The sequence below is a fragment of the Flavobacterium frigoritolerans genome, from assembly GCF_025847275.1.
Classification (GTDB): domain Bacteria; phylum Bacteroidota; class Bacteroidia; order Flavobacteriales; family Flavobacteriaceae; genus Flavobacterium; species Flavobacterium frigoritolerans.
Window position 1 is genome coordinate 55,098 of the sequence record NZ_JAOZEV010000012.1, and the last position, 20,769, is coordinate 75,866.

17 protein-coding genes, 1 tRNA gene and 1 pseudogene are annotated in these 20,769 nt (G+C 30.9%); 12 read left to right on the top strand and 7 right to left on the bottom strand.

All coding sequences use genetic code 11. The annotated features are described in order from the left end of the window. Positions 1-407: 407 nt before the first annotated feature. Positions 408-480 (top strand) — tRNA-Met (locus OIU80_RS14740). Positions 481-730: 250 nt separating this feature from the next. Here the strand turns inward: OIU80_RS14740 and OIU80_RS14745 are convergent. The 6 genes from OIU80_RS14745 to OIU80_RS14770 all read right to left on the bottom strand — a co-directional run bounded on the left by OIU80_RS14745 (position 731) and on the right by OIU80_RS14770 (position 9,459). Then, positions 731-1,621: a hypothetical protein gene (locus OIU80_RS14745; protein WP_264287755.1), complete on the bottom strand. Its 891-nt coding sequence runs from the start codon at positions 1,619-1,621 to the stop codon at positions 731-733. Between the two features lie 143 nt (positions 1,622-1,764). Continuing rightward, positions 1,765-3,432 (bottom strand): DUF6138 family protein, encoded by a 1,668-nt coding sequence (locus OIU80_RS14750; RefSeq protein WP_264287756.1) that lies wholly within the window; start codon positions 3,430-3,432, stop codon positions 1,765-1,767. 178 nt (positions 3,433-3,610) lie between these two features. Then, the gene (locus OIU80_RS14755; protein ID WP_264287757.1) at positions 3,611-3,955 is read right to left on the bottom strand and encodes a hypothetical protein; all 345 of its coding nucleotides are present in this window, start codon (positions 3,953-3,955) and stop codon (positions 3,611-3,613) included. A 172-nt stretch (positions 3,956-4,127) separates the two neighbouring features. After that, positions 4,128-4,685 carry a hypothetical protein gene (locus OIU80_RS14760; protein WP_264287758.1) on the bottom strand — a complete coding sequence of 186 codons (558 nt, stop codon included), beginning with the start codon at positions 4,683-4,685 and terminating at the stop codon, positions 4,128-4,130. A gap of 224 nt (positions 4,686-4,909) precedes the next feature. Next, positions 4,910-6,862 (bottom strand): AAA family ATPase, encoded by a 1,953-nt coding sequence (locus tag OIU80_RS14765; protein WP_264287759.1) that lies wholly within the window; start codon positions 6,860-6,862, stop codon positions 4,910-4,912. Positions 6,863-7,062: 200 nt separating this feature from the next. Beyond that, positions 7,063-9,459: an AAA family ATPase gene (locus tag OIU80_RS14770; RefSeq protein WP_264287760.1), complete on the bottom strand. Its 2,397-nt coding sequence runs from the start codon at positions 9,457-9,459 to the stop codon at positions 7,063-7,065. 493 nt (positions 9,460-9,952) lie between these two features. Between OIU80_RS14770 and OIU80_RS14775 the strand changes: the two genes are divergently transcribed. The 8 genes and pseudogenes from OIU80_RS14775 (at position 9,953) to OIU80_RS14810 (ending at position 17,218) form a co-directional block, all read left to right on the top strand. Continuing rightward, positions 9,953-10,357, top strand: coding sequence for a helix-turn-helix domain-containing protein (locus tag OIU80_RS14775; protein WP_230728970.1), 405 nt, complete (start codon positions 9,953-9,955; stop codon positions 10,355-10,357). Between the two features lie 141 nt (positions 10,358-10,498). Continuing rightward, positions 10,499-11,196 (top strand): annotated as a pseudogene (locus tag OIU80_RS14780) (pseudouridine synthase). Positions 11,197-11,369: 173 nt separating this feature from the next. Further along, positions 11,370-11,684, top strand: coding sequence for an aminoacyl-tRNA hydrolase (locus tag OIU80_RS14785; protein ID WP_129538600.1), 315 nt, complete (start codon positions 11,370-11,372; stop codon positions 11,682-11,684). A gap of 3 nt (positions 11,685-11,687) precedes the next feature. Next, complete coding sequence (locus OIU80_RS14790) at positions 11,688-11,933, top strand: hypothetical protein (protein WP_264287761.1); 246 nt, start codon at positions 11,688-11,690, stop codon at positions 11,931-11,933. A 21-nt stretch (positions 11,934-11,954) separates the two neighbouring features. After that, positions 11,955-12,077, top strand: a complete 123-nt coding sequence (locus tag OIU80_RS14795; RefSeq protein ID WP_264287762.1) for a hypothetical protein — start codon at positions 11,955-11,957, stop codon at positions 12,075-12,077. Between the two features lie 531 nt (positions 12,078-12,608). Then, positions 12,609-13,706 carry an exopolyphosphatase gene (locus OIU80_RS14800; protein WP_264287763.1) on the top strand — a complete coding sequence of 366 codons (1,098 nt, stop codon included), beginning with the start codon at positions 12,609-12,611 and terminating at the stop codon, positions 13,704-13,706. A gap of 235 nt (positions 13,707-13,941) precedes the next feature. Continuing rightward, positions 13,942-15,159: a glycoside hydrolase family 27 protein gene (locus OIU80_RS14805; protein WP_264287764.1), complete on the top strand. Its 1,218-nt coding sequence runs from the start codon at positions 13,942-13,944 to the stop codon at positions 15,157-15,159. A 49-nt stretch (positions 15,160-15,208) separates the two neighbouring features. Beyond that, positions 15,209-17,218: a glucosidase family protein gene (locus tag OIU80_RS14810; RefSeq protein ID WP_264287765.1), complete on the top strand. Its 2,010-nt coding sequence runs from the start codon at positions 15,209-15,211 to the stop codon at positions 17,216-17,218. Positions 17,219-17,263: 45 nt separating this feature from the next. Here the strand turns inward: OIU80_RS14810 and OIU80_RS14815 are convergent, their stop codons facing one another. After that, the gene (locus tag OIU80_RS14815; RefSeq protein ID WP_264287766.1) at positions 17,264-18,097 is read right to left on the bottom strand and encodes an AraC family transcriptional regulator; all 834 of its coding nucleotides are present in this window, start codon (positions 18,095-18,097) and stop codon (positions 17,264-17,266) included. Positions 18,098-18,183: 86 nt separating this feature from the next. Between OIU80_RS14815 and OIU80_RS14820 the strand changes: the two genes are divergently transcribed. Genes OIU80_RS14820 through OIU80_RS14830 form a run of 3 tightly spaced genes read left to right on the top strand, consistent with a single transcriptional unit; the run spans position 18,184 to position 20,702 of the window. After that, positions 18,184-19,131, top strand: a complete 948-nt coding sequence (locus OIU80_RS14820; RefSeq protein ID WP_264287767.1) for an NADP-dependent oxidoreductase — start codon at positions 18,184-18,186, stop codon at positions 19,129-19,131. 12 nt (positions 19,132-19,143) lie between these two features. Next, positions 19,144-20,109, top strand: coding sequence for an alpha/beta hydrolase (locus OIU80_RS14825; protein ID WP_264287768.1), 966 nt, complete (start codon positions 19,144-19,146; stop codon positions 20,107-20,109). After that, a complete protein-coding gene (locus OIU80_RS14830; RefSeq protein WP_264287769.1) occupies positions 20,106-20,702 on the top strand; it encodes an NAD(P)H-dependent oxidoreductase in 597 nt (198 codons plus the stop codon). Before OIU80_RS14825 ends, OIU80_RS14830 begins: the two co-directional genes overlap by 4 nt. The last annotated feature ends 67 nt before the right edge of the window (positions 20,703-20,769 follow it).

Here is a 20,769-nt window from a genome sequence, read left to right on the forward strand (position 1 = left end):
TATGATAAATTTTATACATTATTTATCTTTCAAATATATATTTTTTTCACTACAAACTGTCAAAGGACATTAAATTTGATTGATGCTTTTTAGCACTTATATGAGTGGCTATGCAAACAAAATGCATAGATAAAATTAAGATGCACATGCTAAAATACCGTAATAACCCATGATAATTTGGTTAGATATTAGAATGCTTCCCGCTACTAAAACTAAGCTTTAGAGAAATCTGAAGCTTAGTTTATGCAGTATAGTATATTGACGTTTAATGAGTAAGCCAAATCTGTAGACTTGTTTTTAGGATGAGACAAACGTTTGTGGCAAGGTTGCAAATCCGGGCTATCGGGTATAATTCATTTTTTGTATTGTTTAACCGTAAAAACTACGTATCTTTGCACCCGAAACAACGCGGGATAGAGCAGTAGGCAGCTCGTCGGGCTCATAACCCGAAGGTCACAGGTTCGAGTCCTGTTCCCGCTACTAAGACAAAGCTTCAGAGAAATCTGAAGCTTTTTTTGTTTGTATTAGAATCTATCAAAAACAATTTATACTTGATTCAGTTCGCGAGTGCGAAGTCAGGAGATATTTGTATGGCTTTTAGTTGAATACTAGGAGAGCGAGGGCTTTGTTTGTTTTAACTATGCTTATAAACGTCTTTCTTTGTTAACTTTTAATTGTATTCACGAACGAGATGCTTGCGCAAGCAGGGCGATAGCTTTTTTGTCTGTTGTTATATGTCACATAATATTGTTACTGGGTACTTTTTATGTTGAAATATTTTTATGTGATTTTCTAAGTCACTAAAAATTGTTTCAAATCTTTCAAAGTCCTCTTCATAACCAAATGATCCCATCTTTTTTAGTCCATCTATAATTCTCAAAGTCCCAACTTTTTCAAATCGTTCTTTGAAGTTTATAAAGTCTTTGTGGGTTATAGCAAGCTGTATTACGCCAAAAAAGAAATTACAATTTCCACCTGAAAAGTTCCAAATTCTCTCAATGCCTGGTTGCATCTCTTTTGTTGTTCGTTGGTCGTAGCCACTTCCAATTTGTCTGCCTAATATTTCCTTGTCTTTCAAATTGTCAATTGTCGGTTTTTTACTTGAATTGTAAGTTGTCGGAACTAAAATATAATTGCATTGTCCTCTGTATTGCTCAATAGCTGTACATATAACTGCTCTGTAATTGCCGTCTTTAAGTTTAAAAGTCAATAAGTCATCAGGTTGAAAATAGAAGTTAGTTATTTTTCTATATTTTTTTCTTGCTCTTATTTTTGCATTTGTCTGACTTATTTTCTTCCAAAATTTGTCAAGTTCTTTTTTTCTTGCCTTGCCGTCTTTTTCATTGTTTTTTGCCCATTCTCTAACGCAAGCAGCTTTGTCAATAATTGATTTTACATAAGCTAATTTATCATCAGTCAATACTCCCATTTCCCAAAGAGCCAAGGCACAAGAAGTAACATAAATTTCATTGTCAAAGTCGTCAAAGTAGTCAGATTGAATTAAAGGGAATTCTTTGTTGATAATGTCAAATTCTACTCCATTGTCATACAAGTCCATAATACCCCAATAAGTATCGTGGGCTGTGTCACCATCAATTATCTTAACTCCGTCTGTTGCCATTTTTTGTTAATTTGTATCGTTTTGTAAATTTACCACTAACGTTCTAATACTACAGCGGATTTGACATTAAGCCTTATTTTTGAATTTGTCACCTAAGTGATAGTGAATAGGCGAAACAAATCATTCCAAATCCTTTGTAGTACTTATTTCTTTAGTTGTTCAAGCAATAGTTCTTTTAATTGTGAATTTAATTTTGAGATTGCTTTTGTATAATTTCTTCCCCAAATAGAATAAATAATCTCTTCGACGTTATAGCTTTCTAGTTTTTTCAACTCATCAATTAAAAGTTCTAAATTTTGTTCTTTATTCATTAGTGCCGCAAGGTTTTTATATGTCATTTCAAACTGTGCAGAGAGGATACCTTCACAAATCAGAACTATTGATTTTTTAGTAACTCCATATTTATCAATTAGGTCATTAATAAAGTATTTATGAACCATTTGATGTTCATCATCTAATATTTCAAAATATTTATGAACTAATGGAAAATATTTTTCAGAAGCCAATCCCAACCCAAATACGGCATAACTTCCAGGTAAGCAGCTTTTTTCGCCTTCTTCTACGTCATTATACCATTCAAATTCTTTCATGGCAACCAATGCATATTGCTCGATTTTATCGTGTAGTTCGGGATATTGTAAGCAATTGGTAAAAAATCTGTTGGTAGAAGATTTTGCAATTCCTTTAATTGGTAAAAATTGTTTTTCAGATTTTGAATAAAATTTAATAGAGTAACTGTTAGGAAACCCTTTCTGAAGTAAATTAACTATGAAATCTAAAGCCTTTCCGTAGCATTCCGAAGTTTCGTTTTTGATAGTAACGGAAATTGTAGAAAAAACATCATTGGCTTTACATTCAATGTTTTTGTCTTTATAATGAATATCTTCTTGAGCAAATAATCCTGTACCGAAATTAAGATATTTCTTTGCTGTTTCAGAACCGAAATCCTTGCTTGCTATTTCTAAATCTTTCAATGCATCTGAAGCATAATCTTTAAGTTTAATCCTCAAATAGGAAGTGTAAACCCAAAGTGAAAGTTGTTCAGCGTTTACATTTTCTTTCTTAAAATCATTTTTGAATGTGAATTTTTCAGAGTAATTTCCCGAAATATCTAAATACAATGGTTTAAATTCGTCTCCTACCCAGTTTTTGAGCCTATGTAAAATGCTTCGTTCAAAATCATCACTTGATTTTCTGTTTTTGATGTCTTTGAAGGTTTGATTTAAACAATGTTCTATTGTTTCAATTAGCTTCGTTGGCGAAAAATCCATCAAATTAAAATTTACTAGGTTGCCAGCAAACACAGTTACTTCTCTTGCATCCTTGACTTTTCTGTCAAGATTGTAAATAACTTTTGTGATATAATTGTTCATTCGTTCCCGAAGCTCTAGTTTTCGTTCTTCATCTTCGATGAAAAATGTTTCCTTGTATGAACCGCTTTTATATTCAAATTCCAAAACTACCTTAATACAATAGCTAAACATTGGTTGATTGGCTTTGTCAAAAAAGAAATCTGAAATTTGTTGTTTCAGAATAGAAATTACATTGTCAATAAGATTCTCTTTCGGTAGATTATCTATGGGTTCTGAAATTTCGAGTTTAAAGTAAGGTGTTCTGTCCCAAGCGAAATCGTATAAAAAGAATCCTATCTTCTGTCCTTTGAATTGAATTTTGAGATAATCGTGATACCCTTCCTGAATTTCACATTCAGAATATGCGGTTTCTCCGATATGATTTTTTAAGTCTTTTTTTGTTACTTCGGCAATACCATTGGTGACATTGTCGATAATTATTTTTTCGATTGTATTCATTTCTGTTTTTTGTCGAGTTTTGTTTTGACGTAGTGATATTGTGCTATTACAGCTAACGTCTCACTACTAAAGTGGGTTTGGGACTAAATTAAACCCTATTTTAGGATTTCGCAAATCATCCCAAATACAAAACCAAGTTTTTATTAAGCCCAGTTATAGGAGCTGTTATACTGTTGTTTTATTTATGCCAATCAAAACCGCAAAATCGGCATTGTTTGGCGTTTGGTGTTCTTGCTAGTTTTTTACATTTTGGACATGTGTTGAAAAATACTTTATCAGGATACTCTTCAATAATTTTTTTAGCGGTATTAATTTCGAAATTATCATATCCAAGCTTAAGTAAATCTAAAACTTCTTGTTTATCAGTTATCCATCCTTTTCGTTTATACATTTCTAAAAGTTTAGGACTGTCATTGTCTTCAAGTTTTAAAATTGAAGAATGATGTCTCCAAGCAAGTTTTTCTTTTTCAGGTAAAAGACTAAAAAAGTATGTTACAATATATTCAGCTGTTTCTTTGTCCATTAGTGTGAAATATTTCGATAAATTTAGTTTATTATTAAAGCATGGATAGAGCAAAGCAGATTTGGAACTAAATTAAGACTTATTTTTGGTTGAATATAAGTTTTCCAAATACAAGACCATTTTTAAATTTAGGCTAAAACCCCAATCTCGCAAACGGTTGTTAGCGGTAGTGCTAGTAGTTAACGATATTTTTATAATTCTGCTCTCCTAATTTTCCAAATCGATAATAAGTTCTGAGTTCATCTGAAAACATTCTTATATTTTCTGTTTTAGTTTGAAAAAAAAAATATTTTTTATACTCTCCATCTTTTTTATATATTTCGATATAATTTTTAACACCATTTGATTTTTTACGTTCCAAAGCTCTTGTATTTCCATTAAATTTTCCGTGAAAAGAATCACTTAAAATCCTTATTTTTTCAATTTCGTAAATTGTATAAACATCATTATTGCAAGTAATTTTATCGGAATCTATAATCAAGTTGCCACTATATTCTCTATTTGTAGTTTCGCATATAAAAAAATTACTTATCATAAAATAAAGAGAATATAGAAAAGTAATGATTACAAAAACAAATCCAAGTAATTCGAGATTCTCTATATATGAAGTAAATATTGATGTTGATGAATAGATTAAAAAAGTAATTGACCATAAAAGCAATAGACTAAACAAACGTTTATCAATCTTAAATGAATTGTTTGGAGTATATATTCTGAGTTTTTTTTCCATTAGGATTTGTGAAATTCCAAGTAGGCTTTTAAGTTATGAATAGTTAAATTTTCTAGTATCTCGTGGAATTACCGCTACGACTGTGGGTTTGGAACTAAATCAAGGCCTATTTTAGGATTTGCCACTGAAGCGATAGCTAACAGGCGAAGGAAATCTCCCAAATACAAAATCAGTTTTCTATTAAGCCTAAAATCCCAATCTCGCCAAACGGCTGTTATGCCTAGTTATTTATACAATTTTATTTTAATTTCCTCTATCCAATCCAATTTATTTAATTCTTTAAAAAATGGTTTCTCTGCTAATTCAACATATTTTTTGGCAAAAAGAATTTTATTAAATCCTTCATGATCGTCAAAAAAACTTTTGATTATTTCTTTTTCCTTTTTGGTTAAATCAAAAAAATCTGCTGAATACTTTTCTTCAAGTTCTTGTTTTTTTTTAGCAAATAAATCCCAAAGAGTTTGGTAATCATTGCTGAATTCTTGAAGTGCATGATAAAATATTGTTGGATCCAGGCAATCCTCTATTTCGGTTGGAGGATTCATTAATACGTTGTTTACTTCTACTAAAATTGATTCATTCTTCCTTATAACTAGTCTTTCAAAGAGTAGATTTTTATCCTTTGAATACTCAGAGACCTCTATTCTTTCTTTGTCTGTATCGATTAAACAGTATACTTTTCCAATTACCTTATAATCAGGGTCTTTTATTGGAGTTGTTAGGTAGCTGTATATTTTTTTAACTTCTTTAAATCCACCAACAGGTAATATTCTTAAATTTTTTTGGTCAATTTCACTTTTAAAATAGTGATCAAAATAAATTTTTTCAGACTGTCCTTCACAAACTATCCAATAATACGCATTGTCTTGCATAACAGATATAATAATTGATTGTACTAAATCATTATAACTTTTTATATTGTAATCGATTGGTAAAGGTCCTTTATGGAGTTTTCTTGAGTGTAGTATATTTTCTCTATAATTGTAAAGATTCAGAAATTTGAAAGTAACTTCATTTTTAGCATTTTTTGTTACTGCAGTAGCACTACCGTTTGTAATAATTGGTAAGAATCCGTACCAATGAGTTGAAACTAAAATTTGATGATTATCCTTGCTAATCCTTAATAATTTATCAAATTGTTCATAACAGTTTGAGATATGTAATGATGCTTCTGGTTCATCTATTGCTAAAATAATGTTACTTTCTCTATCATTATTTTTTCTTAGAAATGAATATGCAACATCAATTAAAGCTTTTCTTTTTTCACCTGAACTTAATTCAGTTACTGGAATTGATTTTGAATTTTCAACTTTTTTATTTAATACTTTTATTGAGAAATAGGCTTCTATAATCTTAGAAACCAAGTCAGGCATTGTTAAATTATTTTTGAAATGTCCTTTATAATGATATATTTCTAATACTTCTTCAATTTCTTTTACAAATTTGTCTAAGTCTTTATTAATTTGATTTATTGTTTTTGATGTAATTGCTTTTTCTATTTCTCTTTGGATATTTTTATCCATTAATTTCTGCATATCTTGGGTCTCTAACTTAGTGTAAGTTTGAACATCAGTTTCAACAGGAATATAGATATATGAATAATGCGAATTTATATATTCATAAAAGCCTTTAAAGAATTTTTGTAATTCAGCATCCTCATAAGTTTCATGAGGTTTATCATTAATGAAAGTTAATTGATTATGGAACGAACCAAAGTAAACTCCTGGGTCATTATATTTTTTACCTACAAATAATAATAGATATTCTTCTGGATCATATATATTAGAAAGCTCATCACGATGTTTATAAAAATCATCGTAAAACTTTCCTTTCGCCTTAATTGTTGTTCTCCAAAGAAAATCGGATAATGATTTAGCATTGTTATATTGCTCTAAATCTGGTTTATTTTCTTTCCTAAGCTTATTTTTATGTATTAAAAAAACAGGAACAATAAAAGGAAAATTATCACCACTAATTCCGTCAGATTTTGCTTCATTATTAATAGGCCAATCCGTAGCACCTTTTTTATTAAAACAAAAATCTAGAGCCTCAAGAATTGAACTTTTTCCACATCCGTTTTCTCCAATTATACTTGAAAAGCCAACTCCTTCAGATATTGGCAAGTAGTTTATTCCTTTATATATTTTAAAATGTCTTAGAAAAATACTTATTATCATTTATTTTTTATTGTTGTTAGTTTCTTGAATTCTCAGGTTTTCCGCACAACTAGCCCATAACGTTCTGGCGCTTGGCGAGGTTGGGGATTAAAGATGCGGGATTTTTCGGTTAAATACAAATTTACCAAATACAAAACCATCTTTCCATTAAGCCAAATACCCAAATTGCTTGTAGCGTGTGTTGGCGGTAGTGCATTTATTTATATTTCGTTATCTATTAAATTCAAAGCGTCTGTAACAAAATTAGCAAGTTCTGAAACATTTAATAAATTTGGATTGAATCCTAAAAGATTATAATCAGGTAGCGGTTCTCCGTGGTGTGGCTTACAAGAAATTCCATTTATTAAATTTAGTTTTGAAATAATTGTTGTTCTATTCTGATTATCTCTAAAAACTACATTTTGTGAAACTAAAGCGTTAATTATAGTGCCAAACGTTTGGTTATTACTTGGTAGATGCGAAAGTTGTCTATAAAATTTGAATCTTATATGTGCTTCGAGAACATTTCTTAACCAACCTAATACTATTTCTTTTTTGCTTAAATCAGGATTTCGTAAAAATACTTCAAGTTCTTTTATATGTTTGAAATATTCATTTTCTACAAGTGTTTCTAATGATAACGGCTCAATTAGTGATGCTTTATCTATAAAATTTTGACTTATGCGTAAAGTTTTTTTATCTCCTGCTGAAAATCCTTTTGAAAGTTCATAAAGAAAATATTCATTATGACTTAAAATTATTGCTTGCTTAATTTTTGGAAATAAATCTTTAATCAATTGAATTGTATAAAATCTTCGATTACTGTCAAAGCTTGAAAGTGGGTCGTCAAAGACTAAAATTTTATTATTAATTGTTGTGTCAATATCTAATTTTGAGAGAAAGAAGGCTAAAGCAATTGTACTTTTGTCGCCTTCACTTAATGAATCTTTTGCATTGGTATTTTGATTAAAATCAAACGAAATATCTTGACCATCAATGGTTAATTTATAACCAATTTTACTCTGTGTTGCCATACCTCGAGGGGCAACGTGAACAACATCTTCTATTCTAAAAAGAGTTTTAAATACTGTACCTAAATAATGATTTATTTGTGTTTTATAACTATTGAAGAAAGTAGTTGCAGATGCCTCTTGTTGTTGCATTAAGACAGGATATGCAGTTGTAAGTGATGCTAAGTTTTGTCTTTGTGAAATTAGTTCATTACATAGAGTTGAAATTGGAGCTTCAAATCTTTTTTTTATTCTTCTTAATTTATCTAATTCAAGTTGAGCTTGTGGAACTGTTTTGATAGCTAAACGAAAGGTTGTTAATTGATTATTATAAACTAATATTTGTTGATTGTAGCTTATGATATTTTGGCTTATTGTTTGTAAGGAAATCTGTAAATTATTAGCTATAGAATTAGTATAAGTAATTGAAGGATTTTGAATTTTAAGTGTTACAGTATTTATTAATTCTTGCAATTGTTGTCTTAAAATTGTTTCATCAGAAATTATATTATAAACTGGAACAACAGAACTTAAAAAATATTGTTTCCAAGTATTTGTATGAGATAAGTTTGTTTTATTAGTAGTTTCTAAAGAAAGTAAGAATGTCTCTAAATTGAAAGACTGAAGAGCCATTAAATGATTTTTTAATCTTTCAAGTAAAGAATTAAATTCAGCATTGAATTGTAATGTATATGAATTTATAATATTCATTGTATTATCAATTGTTTGTTTGCAAAAAGGACAAGTTAAATCTTGAATGTTTTTGGCTCTTTTTGATTCTAAATATGTTTGCCCCCAATGCAACCAATTTGTTGGATTTTGTAGTGAATTATCAGCTAACTCTTGACAATGTTCTGAAAAAAGCGTTTGCAAAGCAGTATTTTGTAATGTCTGTAATGACATTTCTAAATCAATAGCTAATTGGGTAAAATTAATACCTGAATTAATATCAGATGCTGGTAATAATAAAGGTAATGGTTGTATTACAGAATTTGCATTAGCTGATGTTAAAATAGTTTCTGCTGAAGTAATTAGTGAATCTATATTATTAGTTTCGACAATTGGAATTGATAAAAATAAATTTAGTGCATCAGTTGATAAATTATTTCCAACTAACTGTATTAATTGTTGACTAATTTGTTCTTGTCTTTGACGAGATGCCGTTTTATCAGCTTTGTTTTTATCAATTTGTTGTTGAAGAGCAATACCTTGAGCACCAATTACAAATTGATGAAGTTGTTTTTTATGTTCTTCATTAAATTCAAAACCAGAATATATATTTTCATTTACAAAATGAATATCAAATATCTCAATATCCTGAAACGGAGTATTCCAACCAGTTGATTGATTAAATGTATGAGTAATATCTCCAGTAAGATTTCGTTGGATTATTTGTGCACTTTGTGGAGTAGTATGCCTTGTAGATAATCTTCTATGAATTAATTCAGGTTTGTTTTGTGATAAAGACCTAATAATTGAAGTTAATGTTGTTTTTCCAGCTCCATTATCAGCATAAAAAAGAGTAAGTTTTTTAAAAGCTACATCTCCAGTTGCATTATAATTTCTATATTTTCCAATTGACGTTAGTCTTCCAATTTTATGTATCATATAATATTAAATTCTCTTTTTTAATCGATTTTTCTCATTTTATGCTTGCATTACCGCCTACTTGTATATATGTCTGACGATATCAGACTTATAGACCCTAAATTGGAGCGCTATGTCTGACAATTGTCAGTGTTTATCTGTTCTCAAAAATAGGATTTTTATTTCATAAATTATCAAATAGGTTTTTTATTTATTGAATACTTTTCGTACTTAAATGAATAAATATAAATCTGAATAGTTTTCTATTAACTAAAAAAATATTCTATGTAACGCGAGTCAGTTTCACTTTCTGATCATAAAATAAGAATGAAACAAACATATCTTGATTAAACTGGAGTTTTAATTCTTTGTATCACACAAAAGAGATTCATCCCAAAGCAGATATAATATCTGACAAAAGAATGTTTTATAAGATATTTTTTTATCTTTGAAACTCAGGATTTTTAAGCCAAATGGCTTTATCTTTGAGCCTTTAGAAAAATTGATATTCATTATGGAACAGAAAATACATCAAGGAAGAAACGTGAAACGCTTCAGAGAAATGCTTAACATAAAACAGGAGGCATTAGCTTATGATTTAGGAGAAGACTGGAATCAGAAGAAAATTTCTATGCTGGAGCAGAAAGATGTAATTGAAGATAATCTGTTGAAACAGATATCAGCAGTATTAAAAATTCCTGTGGAAGCTTTTCAGAATTTTGATGAAGAGCAAGCAATAAATATTATTTCGAATATTTTTCATGATACTCAAGGTTTGATAAATTATAGTCCAACTTTCAATAATAACCCAATTGATAAATTGACCCAACTTCACGAAGAAAAAATAGCATTATACGAGCGTATGCTGAAAGAGAAAGATGAAATGATGGCAAGGCTTGAAAAACTAATCACTAAATAATCTTTTATAAAAAGATATTAATTCTACAAAGAGACTTTCGAGTCTCTTTTTTATTTTCGATCTAAAATAAAATAAGGAAAAGTATAGAAACAAATAAGTCATAAAAATGATTTTAATCGAAATCTCTTTTACTTTTGCCAAATGTTAGAAATTCTTTACCAAGACGAATATATTATCGCAATTAATAAACCAAGCGGCTTGTTGGTTCACAAATCATTTTATGCACGTGATGCAAAAGTGTATGCTATTCAGGAATTGAGAAATCAAATAGGAGGGCAGCACGTTTATCCTATTCATCGGTTAGACCGAAAAACATCTGGTGTTTTGTTATTTGCGTTGGATAAAGAAGTCTTGAAAATTATGAATGATCGTTTTGCCACACGCGAAGTCGAAAAAAATATTTAGCCATTTTGCGTGGTTGGTCTCCCGAAGAACTAACGATTGATTATGATTTAATCAATGATGATGATGTTAAACAAAATGCTATAACATACTTTCATCGTTTGCAAAATACTGAAATTGAGTTAGAATTTAATAATAAACCAACATCACGGTATTGTTTAGTAGAAGCGATTCCTGAAACTGGCCGTATGCATCAATTGCGAAAACATTTCAAACATATTTTTCATCCCATTTTAGGTAGTCGACCACATGGTTGTAACAAACAAAATAAATTGTGGTTAGAGAATTATGACCTGAAAGGAATGATGCTTCATGCACATCAGTTAATTTTTAATCATCCCATAAATAATAAACAACTAATCCTGAATGCAAAGATTAATGAAGAGTTTAGCAGAGTAGGGACTATTCTTAATTTAGATTTGAGTAAGTATAAATAGAATACTAATTCATAACAAATTGGTTAGCTATTTAAAGGCTTCGGTTACTAAGACAAGCTTCAGATTTCTCTGAAGCTTTTTTTTACGTTATATTTAATTTAATTTTGTTTGAATTAAATTATTTCTATAATACTCAAACTTAGGTTATTCGTAATCTTTTTAAAGTCAAACGTATGAAAATGTATATTATCATTAAAGACAATATTCCAGATAAATTGGCTCCAGTAATTGCAGCACATGCATCATTGGCTTGTTACAAAAAATTTCAAGAAAATGAGGATATGATAAAATGGATAAATGGGATATTTAAAAAAGTGGTTTGCTTAGCGAATGAAATCGAATTTGATAAACTTAAAAATGAAACTGATTTTGTAGTAATTACAGAATCCTCACTTGACAATAAAGAAGTTGCTTTGGCATTTTGTCCAAGAGAGGAGTACTCAAAAAAGTTTAAGTTTCTAAAAATGTGGACACCTCAAAACAGCTAAAAAATGGAAAATCAGGTTTATAATTGGTTTGTTAAGAATGGAAATATTCAGATTCAAAAAAAGGAAGATCGTATCTCTCTGCAGTTGGACAACGAAAAGAAAGAGTATTGCTTACTCACACAATCTGATGCTTATGAAATTATTGATCTGTTAACTCAAATTTCAAAAGAAATCTGGGAAAACCCTAATTATCAAAGACAACCATACACCAATCAGCTTTTTAAACACAATGGTAATGAATATTATTGAGAAATTGAAGGGTCACAAATTTTGATAAATTATAACGAAATAGAAGATGCTATTGAAATAAAATACAAAGGAAATAGCAACATAGATTTAGAAGTAAACCATGCTGTAGAAATAATACAAATTATGGATCAATTAAGTAGATAGAAAATAGTGACCTAATAAGATTTTTCTGTTTTTTAAACCAAATAATACAGGTTACTTAACCTTAAATTACAGTTGCTTATTCAAACAAAACTCGTTAGAATCCGGCTCCTTGTTGCCTTAATTAAATCTAGTGTTGCAGTAGCCTGTTCTTCTTCAGTATGTTAGGAAAAACGAAGCTATTTATCATTAACTTAACATTGTTGCCTAGATAATTTAATACTACATTTTCTTAATAACTGACTTTGTATTAGTAAATGTTTTTATAGATTTGTGCAGTTTTATTTAACAGTTTTTGCTTCGTCACATTTTAGATATGATAGCCAATTATTCTTTTATTTAGTCATTTATACATTAACCATCATGAAGCCCTTTTTACTTTATAGTTGATATAAAAGACATTGAATTACTTATGAAGAATCTACTTCAACAACATCTTAATTTTGATATTTAAAAAACGCAACACCAACTTCTTATTTAAACACACACATTAAAAATTTTACTCCAAATTAAATTATAACACAACTAAATCCAATGCTTAAAAAAAACAAATCCCAAATTTTAATTTTTACCCTTTTAAATTTATTTTTTTCCATTAGTTCCTTTTCTCAAAAAAACGTTTATGCCGGAATTGAAATCGGACGTAGAACAATAAAAGTTACCGTTCTAGAGGTAAATAACATAAAGAAAGCTGATTATAAAATTGTTCACTACGTAAATGAAGAAGGTCTTAATTTCGCCAAAAATATTACTGCTTATGGCGAACTTACCCAGGAAGACATTAACAAAGCTAGTAGCATCGTTTTTAATCATTTGTCACAAATCAGAGTGAAATACAATATTAATGAAGAGAATATATTTTTAGTAGCTTCTTCAGTTTTTGCATCTGCTCGTAACCTTGATGTTTTAAAAAAGAAAATTTCTACTCTAACTAATAAAAATTTAGATGTTATTAATATCAACGAAGAAACTAGAATGCTGGTTAAAGGTGCTATTCCTCCTGTTGATTATCCTAATGCGATATTACTTGATATTGGCGCTGTAAATACGAAAGGTGGCTACATCGATGAGATTGGAGATAATAAATTAGAGTTTATGCCTTTGGAGCTTGATTTTGGTACAATGACACTTACTGACGCAGTAAAAAAAACAGTAGCGAATCAAAAAGAAGCTAGTAACATGACAGTATATCAGGAAAAATCTTTTGATTATAACCCTGTATTGCGTAAGAAGGTAAAAGAAATGCTTGACTCAAATCCTCTTTTGCAACAGAAAGAAAAGATCTACTTATCTGGTGGTGCTGTTTGGGCTTTTACAACGCTATATTTTAATGAAAATACCAAAGATCATTATATTCCTTTTAATCTAGAAGATATTATGAATTATGATGCAGTATTGAAGAACAACTTCAATAAGTATAACAATCTTTCTAAAACGGATAAAGAAGCAGCTAGAGTTTTAAATATATACGATCAAAAATATCTAATTTCTGCCAATAACATATTAATGACTCTTGTAGAAAGTATTCCAAACTCAGAAAAAAAGAAAATATACTTTGTAAAAGAAGGACCAATAATTTGGCTAATCTCATACATTGCTGACCGTTCTAAAAAAATAAATACTAATTTTTAAAGTATTTCTTTTTATCATTTTTTATAAAGCCTTTTGGTTTTATAAAGAACAAATATTACACAAAAGCTTCAGAGAAATCTGGAGCTTTTGTGCTTTATACTTTTATCTAGTTTTTTTTTAAAATTATCAATTAGATAAAATAGTATAATTAAAAGCTAATATACTATAGGATTCAATTCGAGATTGCTTGTAGGTTTGTTGAAAAAAACAAAATAATTCTGCAACTAAACTTAAAATGAAATATCTAAAAGTAAAGAATTGGGCGTTAATGAGTATTGCTATTTTTTGTACACAACTAAATGCGCAAAAAACTGATAACTTGGTATTAACACCGCCTATGGGTTGGAATAGCTGGAATACATTTCATACTGATATAGATGAAAAAATGGTGATGGAAACAGCAGATATCCTAGTTTCATCTGGAATGAAAGATGCTGGTTATATCTATTTAGTTCTTGATGATGGATGGATGGCAATGGAAAGAGATAATCTAGGTAATTTGGTACCTGACCCTAAAAAGTTTCCTAATGGTATAAAAGCAGTTGCCGATTATGTACACTCCAAAGGATTAAAATTTGGAATGTATAATTGTGCAGGAACCCTAACATGTCAAAAATACCCTGGAACACGTGGATATGAATACCAAGACGCCAGAAATTATGCTGCTTGGGATGTTGATTTTCTTAAATATGATTGGTGCAATACCGCTGGAATTAATGCAAAAGAAGCATATACGACTATGAGTGATGCCTTGAAGAAAACAGGAAAACCTATTGTATTTAGTATATGCGAATGGGGTGTAAACAAGCCTTGGGAGTGGGGTGAAGGAGTAGGTCAATTGTGGCGGACAACAGAAGACATTTATCAAATTTTTGATTCGGTGCATGATGAAGGAACTTGGAATTCTCTTAGTGTGATGCATATTGCAGATTTACAATCTAATCTTCGAAAATATTCAGGTCCTGGACATTGGAATGATCCTGATATGCTCGAAGTAGGTAACGGTATGACTTACAATGAAGATAAAGCACATTTTTCTCTTTGGAGTATAATGGCAGCACCATTAATTGCGGGCAACGATATCCGAAAGATGTCTAAGCAAACTCTGGAGATTCTTACTAACAAAGACGTATTGGATATTGATCAGGATCCGTTAGGAATTCAGGGATTTCGTTACCTTGATAAGGATGGATTACAGGTTTGGTGTAAACCGCTTAAAAATGGAGATTGGGCAATATGTTTTATAAATCGTAAAACCGAATCGAAGTCAATTAGTTTTGATTGGAGTAAAGAAAATATTGTGGATACAATTTTTAAATATACTTTGGATAATAAGAATACTTATAACTTATTTGACGTTTGGCGTAAAAAAAATGTAGGAACAACAGCAAAAATGCTAAATGAAACCATAGAACCTCATGGGGTTTTGATGTATCGATTGAGAAAGGTATAACTTTCTTTTAAAGTTTAAATAAAACAATCCTAAATCTTACCCCCAATTAATGAATACTGCATTTATAAAAAGCCAAATAATTATTATTATACTTTGCTTTATAACAAGCAAATCATTTGCACAACAAAATAATCGCTGGAAAATAAACAAAGAAGGTGATATTTCATGGAATATTAATAATATACCACATGATGATCATATCGAAATGAGCGGAAAGAAAATTTCTTGTGTAATCCGATATGGGGTTGCTGCCGACAGTTCTTTCCATGCTACGCGAAGCTTAGTCTGGCCGATGTTAAGAACAATTCCTAATAATACTCATGCAAGCCTTACACGTAGATTTGCGCAAGATTATTTAAAATTGGTTACCATTAATAATAGGCCTATTGAGAATGAAAAAGTAGTTTCGATTACCCTTAACGGAACTGTATTCGTTAAAAGTAAAGTAGGAAAGATGCTTGAATTAACTAGGGCTTATTTTCCAACAACTACATTGGCTGGTTATTGCGAAATATATACCATCAAAAATAGTTCACAAAAAGAAGTTTCTGTAGAGATACCAAAATCAAACACAATTTATAATACAGATCCAATTAAAGGAATTGAAGGTAGTTATACTATTCAATCTAAAGTTTTAAATGAAGGATATTATAATGTAAAACCTAATGATGTAATTAGTTTTTCTGTTTTTTATTTTGCTAGTAAAGCAAATGAATTAGTACCAGAAGTGGATGTAAATAATGAAAAAACAAAGCGCCTTGAATTGGTTCAGGAACTATCTAATAAGTTGGTATTAGAAACACCTGATACGGTATTGAATACAGAATTCGCTTTTGCAAAACTAAGGTCAGCCGAAAGTATTTTTGAAACCAAAGGAGGGCCAATGCATGGTCCGGGTGGTGAAGCCTATTATGCAGCAATTTGGGCAAATGATGAAGCAGAATATATTGGACCCTTTTTTCCATTTTTAGGTTATGATTATGGCAACAAAGCTTCTTTAAATGCATACCTTCATTTTGCACGATTCATTAATAAAGAATACAAACCGATACCAAGCTCCATTATTGCTGAAGGTACAGATATTTGGGATGGTGCTGGTGATCGGGGAGATGCAGCTATGATTGCTTATGGAGCTGGACGTTATGCTCTTGCAAAAGGTAGTAGCGCGGAGGCTAAACAATTATGGCCATTGATAGAATGGTGTCTTGAATATTGTAATTTAAAGTTAAATTCGGAAGGAGTCGTTGTATCAGATTCGGATGAATTAGAAGGTCGTTTTCCTGCAGGAAAAGCCAACCTAAACACTTCGGCATTGTATTATGATGCACTGAATTCAGCTATTTATTTAGGAGAAACTTTAGGGAAGGATAAAGCAAAATTAGCAGTTTATAAGGGACAAGCTAAAAAAATAAAACTAGCCATTGAAAGCTATTTTGGTTCTAAAATAGAAGGATTTGAAACCTATAAATATTATAAAGAAAATGATGTTCTGCGTGCTTGGATTTGTACTCCATTAGCAATGGGAATTTACAATAGAAAACAAGGAACTATTGCAGCATTATTTTCTCCAAAATTATGGACACAAGATGGTCTTGCTAGCCTTTCGGGGGATAAAACATTTTGGGACAGATCTACTCTATATGCTCTAAGGGGTGTATTGGCTGCTGGAGAAACAGAAAAAGCGATTGATTTTTTGCATTACTATTCAACACGTCGTTTATTGGGTGATCATGTTCCATATCCAGTAGAAGCTTACCCAGAAGGCAATCAACGCCATCTTTCGGCAGAAAGTGGATTGTATTGTAGAGTTTTTACCGAAGGCTTGTTTGGTATTCGTCCAACAGGCTTAAATAGCTTTAATTTTACACCTCGACTTCCGCAATCGTGGCCAGTAATGAGTTTACGACATATTAATGCATTTGGTCAAGACTTTGATATTGTAGTTAAAAGAGAAAGTAAAAAATTAAAAGTAACAGTTTCTAGTAAAAATAAAATATGGCTAGATAAATTGATTAATGATGGAGCCACTATTGAAGTGACATTTGATAAACGATTGTAATAAATTGTTGACTCTTATTGTCATTAAATTAAAACTAATAAAACATCAATTACTTAATCCAATTCTATACGCTTTAAGAGTAAGTTCTTTGTGTCGTTTGAAAAACTTATTGATATGACTTTCGTCAGCAAATCCAAATTCATCTGCTATTTCATGCACCCTTTTGTCACTGAAACGCAATCGATGCTCTATTAGTCGGATGCGATAAGAAGATATATATTCCTGTATCGATTCGTTGCATTGCTTTCGGAAGTAGCTCCCGAGATAGGTGGCTGATAAGCCAAATTTTTCAGCAATCACAGCTACTTTCAAAAATTCTGGTTGACGTATATGCTCTTGGATATAATCTAATATTTGTAATATGCGAATATCAGCATTGGGTGAGATGCTCTGAGGTTTAATTATAGCTATGTTTCTGGCTGCAATAACAATAATAGCATTGACTAAATGACTTATAAGGTCTTCGGTGTACATTGTTTGATGCTCTGTAGCTTGTTGTAGATTTTGCATCAGTAAAGCGGTCATTTGTTTGTCATCATTATTTACAAGTACTGAACCCGATAAATGAGAGGCATAATATAAAAGACACTCTATATGGTCTATGCTTTTCCATTGGTATTCCCTAATATAGCTTTCGCCAAAACGGACTACCATAAACTCACAGGTGCTTTCTAGATTAAACCCATGAGAATCATTTGGTGTTATTAAAAACAAATCTCCTACAAGGTAAGGAAACGTATTTCCATTTACGGTATGATTCCCAGTGCCTGAGATAACGTAAACGAGCTCAAAAAAATTGAAGAGCCTGTCACGTAAAGGACATTCATCTACTTTCTCGTAGAATACTTCAAGCGATTGATAGATGTTTTCTCTAGCCATATTGCAAAGATACCCGAATAAGCTTTAATTGTACCTGTTTTTATTCTTTTTACCAGTCTATTTTTGCTTAAATAAATATAAGTAGTATGAAGGCAATTGTATTAGAAAAGTTTGGAGGCACTGAGAATCTTGTCTATAAAGACATCAATAAACCAGAAATAAAAGAAAATGAAGTACTCATTAGAGTAAAGGCAATTAGTATTAATCCAGTAGATGTAAAAGTTCGTAGTCGTCAGGCTCCACTTGCTGAAGAATTGGTTAAATATAATCCATTGATTTTGGGATGGGATATTTCGGGCGAAGTTGTTGAAATAGGTAATGAAGTTACTAGATTTCAAATTGGCGATGAAGTATTTGGCATGGTAAATTTTGTAGGACATGGCAGAGGATATGCTGAATATGTAGCAGCACTCGAGGAGCATCTTGCACTAAAGCCTAAAAACATCAGTCATGTTGAAGCTGCAGCAAGTACTTTAGCAGCATTAACAGCTTGGCAAGCATTTGAGTATTATGGAAAATTAAGACCAAAAGACAAGGTCCTCATTCATGCTGCTTCGGGTGGTGTAGGACATTTTGCAGTACAGATTGCGAAGCATATTGGCGCTTACGTTATTGCTACATCATCAGCTTCTAATCGTGATTTTATTCTTAAGTTGGGTGCAGACGAGCATATTGATTATCAAACAACTCATTTTGAAGAAGTACTTAATGATATTGATTTTGTATTGGAATCTGTTGGAGGAGAGAATTTTCAAAAATCAGTACAAGTATTAAAACAATTTGGAACCATTGTTACATTACCCTCAGGACATACGAAAGAAGATGAGTTAAAAGCTAAAGAAAAAAACTTACATGCTTGCTATTTTATGGCTGTATATTCTAGCGGTCAAGACATGCAACATATTGCTTCTTTGTTAGAAAATGGAGTACTGAAACCTTATGTTTCTCACATTTTTGAATTTGATGAAATGGCAAAAGCGCATCTACAAATTGAAACGGGGCGTACAGTGGGTAAAGTTGTGGTAAAATTATAATACAATTGAGATATGGAAAATATAATAAAAAAGATAGATCCTGATCTTTGGAAAGCCATTCTTGACAGTCCGTTTAACCAAATAGATTATGAAGACTTATTGAAGAATAATCCTGAAAAAATCATAAATGAGGAAATGCTTGTAACGTTAAATGAAGAACCTCTTGTAGTTCCAGAACGACTTAATGTTGAGGATATTCAGATTCCATCTTATGATAAATCAAGAAAAATCAGATTGAGAACATACAGACCAAAAGGAGAACAAGATTTACCTGTATTACTATATTTTCATGGAGGTGCTTTTATATATGGTACTCCCGAACAATACGATTTTATATTCTTTCAGTTGGCTCTGGATATAGATATGCTAATTGTTTCTGTCGATTATCGTTTGGCTCCTGAGCATCCATTTCCAGCGGCTATCGAAGATGGATATGATGCGTTATTATGGTTGTCTAAACATGCAGATAATATAAAAGGAAATAAAAATAATATCCTAATAGGAGGGAGTAGTGCCGGAGGGACAATTGCGGCATCGGTCACGCATTTAGCAAGGGATAAAAAAGAAATAGAAATCAGACATCAGTTTTTATTATATCCTCCAATGAGCCATATTTTACAAACACCATCTATGAATGAATTAGCAAATGCACCTATGCAAACTAAAAATGCAGCGGAATGGATGTGGAAGCATTACTTACAGCATTACATGACAGAACCACCTAAATATGCAGTTCCGTTATTAGAAGATAATTTTAATAATTTACCAGATGCAACTATTATAGTCTGTGAGTTAGATCCGCTGAAAGATGAAGGAAAAATGTATGCACAAAAATTAGAAGAAGCAGGCAGTATTGTTAATTTATTGGAAATAAAAGGAGCTGTACATGCTTTTGATTTTTTTCCAAGCTCATTATCAGCTATTTTTTATCGTCAACAAATTGAATTATTCAAACAAATTTTAAATCAAGAAGAATGAAAAAGATAGTAGTTATTAATGGACATCCTGACAAGAATAGTTTTAACAGTGCGATTGCCCATTCATATACAAAATCGGCATTGGATGCTGGTTCAGAAGTACGGTATATTGCCATTGGAGAGATGGATTTTAATCCTAATTTACAGTTTGGTTATAAACAAAGGATGGAGCTAGAACCAGATTTGATAAAAGCATTAGAAGACATTAAATGGAGTAATCATCAGGTTTGGATACATCCTATATGGTGGCTCGGCATGCCAGCAATTATGAAAGGATTTTTTGATAGGGCATTCTTACCAGGTATTACTTTTAAAAGTAATAAAGGCTATGTAAGTGAGGGATTATTAAGTGGTAAAACAGGTAGAATCATTACAACAGCTGGCGATTTATCTGAAGTTGATTACGAAAATATTTATAAGTCAAGCGGACTCGTTCAATTAAAAAATGGCATTCTTGAATATTGCGGAGTTTCTTCGATTGAGAGTAATTTTATAGGACCTCTTTATGAATTAGATGAAAGTGAGAAGAAAATGTGGATAGGAAAAATAGAAGACCTGGCTAGAGCAGATTCAGTAACAAAGGAGTTGATTTGATGAATTCTTGGCGAAGTTTTGAAGATTGGATTATTAATGTTGTAAAAGCAAGAGGGGAAGATTCATT

Coding starts and splice junctions, on each gene's coding strand:
- OIU80_RS14745 (WP_264287755.1), bottom strand. CDS start 1,621: ATGGCAACAGACGGAGTTAAGATAATTGATGGTGACACAGCCCACGAT.
- OIU80_RS14750 (WP_264287756.1), bottom strand. CDS start 3,432: ATGAATACAATCGAAAAAATAATTATCGACAATGTCACCAATGGTATT.
- OIU80_RS14755 (WP_264287757.1), bottom strand. CDS start 3,955: ATGGACAAAGAAACAGCTGAATATATTGTAACATACTTTTTTAGTCTT.
- OIU80_RS14760 (WP_264287758.1), bottom strand. CDS start 4,685: ATGGAAAAAAAACTCAGAATATATACTCCAAACAATTCATTTAAGATT.
- OIU80_RS14765 (WP_264287759.1), bottom strand. CDS start 6,862: ATGATAATAAGTATTTTTCTAAGACATTTTAAAATATATAAAGGAATA.
- OIU80_RS14770 (WP_264287760.1), bottom strand. CDS start 9,459: ATGATACATAAAATTGGAAGACTAACGTCAATTGGAAAATATAGAAAT.
- OIU80_RS14775 (WP_230728970.1), top strand. CDS start 9,953: ATGGAACAGAAAATACATCAAGGAAGAAACGTGAAACGCTTCAGAGAA.
- OIU80_RS14785 (WP_129538600.1), top strand. CDS start 11,370: ATGAAAATGTATATTATCATTAAAGACAATATTCCAGATAAATTGGCT.
- OIU80_RS14790 (WP_264287761.1), top strand. CDS start 11,688: ATGGAAAATCAGGTTTATAATTGGTTTGTTAAGAATGGAAATATTCAG.
- OIU80_RS14800 (WP_264287763.1), top strand. CDS start 12,609: ATGCTTAAAAAAAACAAATCCCAAATTTTAATTTTTACCCTTTTAAAT.
- OIU80_RS14805 (WP_264287764.1), top strand. CDS start 13,942: ATGAAATATCTAAAAGTAAAGAATTGGGCGTTAATGAGTATTGCTATT.
- OIU80_RS14810 (WP_264287765.1), top strand. CDS start 15,209: ATGAATACTGCATTTATAAAAAGCCAAATAATTATTATTATACTTTGC.
- OIU80_RS14815 (WP_264287766.1), bottom strand. CDS start 18,097: ATGGCTAGAGAAAACATCTATCAATCGCTTGAAGTATTCTACGAGAAA.
- OIU80_RS14820 (WP_264287767.1), top strand. CDS start 18,184: ATGAAGGCAATTGTATTAGAAAAGTTTGGAGGCACTGAGAATCTTGTC.
- OIU80_RS14825 (WP_264287768.1), top strand. CDS start 19,144: ATGGAAAATATAATAAAAAAGATAGATCCTGATCTTTGGAAAGCCATT.
- OIU80_RS14830 (WP_264287769.1), top strand. CDS start 20,106: ATGAAAAAGATAGTAGTTATTAATGGACATCCTGACAAGAATAGTTTT.